The organism is Pseudoalteromonas sp. SANK 73390 (assembly GCF_054966645.1).
In genome coordinates this window covers 1-238 of the sequence record NZ_ARPN01000097.1, presented here as the reverse complement: position 1 = coordinate 238, position 238 = coordinate 1, and the positions used below count along the sequence as shown (strand labels likewise).

The window sequence follows — 238 nt, the reverse complement described above, 5'->3', positions numbered from 1 at the left end:
TTTTAAAATAAGTTGAAGTAGCATCTAGATGTTATCTCGAGTTTTGCGCCCTTAGCTCAGCTGGATAGAGCAACGCCCTTCTAAGGCGTCGGTCGAAGGTTCGAATCCTTCAGGGTGCGCCATTCTTATTTTAAGTCTCTATGTAGTGGCGGCTGTAGCTCAGTTGGTAGAGCCCTGGATTGTGATTCCGGTTGTCGTGGGTTCAAGTCCCATCAGTCGCCCCATCTACATACTTCCG

Annotated in this window: 2 tRNA genes; both read left to right on the top strand. The window is 48.3% G+C overall.

Going from position 1 to position 238, the window contains the following annotated elements:
• Positions 1 to 45 precede the first annotated feature (45 nt).
• Positions 46 to 122, top strand: a tRNA-Arg gene (locus SANK73390_RS11765).
• Positions 123 to 148: 26 nt separating this feature from the next.
• Positions 149 to 224, top strand: a tRNA-His gene (locus tag SANK73390_RS11760).
• The last annotated feature ends 14 nt before the right edge of the window (positions 225 to 238 follow it).